At 68.3% G+C, this 624-nt stretch carries 1 protein-coding gene; it reads right to left on the reverse strand.

The genetic code is table 11. From position 1 onward, the window contains the following. Nucleotides 1-105: 105 nt before the first annotated feature. The coding region (locus tag ABWU19_RS15030; RefSeq protein ID WP_435902434.1) for a hypothetical protein at nt 106-624 on the reverse strand (519 nt) is incomplete at its 5' end.

The raw sequence follows: 624 nt of genomic DNA on the forward strand, positions 1-624 counted from the left end.
GTCACGTAGCCGTTTCCCTGGCACTCAGGACAGAGTTCCTCACGCATAGTTTCACCTCGCCCGCACTAAGCGGGGCGGCCTCTGCCGCCCCCTGGTGCTGCTTGCCTACTTGCGGTACAGCCGCACCGCTCCCGAGACCTCGGCCAGGGTTGCCTCCAGCACCCCCCACACCGCCTCGGGCGACAGCCCGCCCAGCCCGATGCCGGGGAAGGCCAGGTGGACAACAACGCCGGGATGCTCCACCAACCACAGGCGCAGCCGCTCGGCGCTGTAGCGGATGAGCCCGAGGTCGCTCCCCCGGCGGAAGTCCAGCTTGCTCTGGAAGGCCCCGTAGAGGCGGTCTTCGAGCCGCACCGCCACGAAGCCGTAGCGCCAGAAGCGGCCCACCCGCACCCCCTCCCGCTCGATCCGACGGGCCAGGGCTTGCCGTATACGGGGCTGATGTTGGGCCAGGGCCAGGGCGGCCCCGGCCCCCATGACCAGCCCGACAGGGGTGATGACCCCGTTGGTGGGGGCCACCACCACCCCCGCCGGGTCGGAGAGCCCTCTGAGGAAGTTGCCTTTGATGACCTTCATGCCCTTGCTCCTGATGGATTTTTCTTGCCCCCTCGAAACATCTGGATA

The sequence above is a fragment of the Meiothermus cerbereus genome, from assembly GCF_051297115.1.
Taxonomy (GTDB): Bacteria; Deinococcota; Deinococci; order Deinococcales; family Thermaceae; genus Meiothermus; species Meiothermus cerbereus_A.